The following is a 241-nucleotide window of genomic DNA, read 5'->3' on the forward strand; positions in this document are numbered from 1 at the left end:
CAACAGCCCCATTGCATATGTATTCGTGGTCTGGGCCAAGGACGATGCCTGCGAGATTCGTGGATTCGTCCTGGAAAAAGGCTGGCAAGGCCTCTCCGCTCCGGCGATTCACGTCAAGGTTGGCTTGCGTGCGTCGATCACTGGTGAAATCGTCATGTACAACGTGTTCTTCCCTGAAGAGAACGCCTTCCCTGACGTCCACGGCCTGCGTGTCCCGTTCACCTGCCTGAACTCGGCCCGT

At 57.7% G+C, this 241-nt stretch carries 1 pseudogene; it reads left to right on the top strand.

Annotated elements, in window-relative coordinates:
- Positions 1 to 241: pseudogene (locus tag VC352_RS25005) on the top strand (acyl-CoA dehydrogenase); the annotation flags it as partial.

The sequence above is a fragment of the Pseudomonas sp. C11 genome (genome assembly GCF_034683865.1).
Taxonomy (GTDB): domain Bacteria; phylum Pseudomonadota; class Gammaproteobacteria; order Pseudomonadales; family Pseudomonadaceae; genus Aquipseudomonas.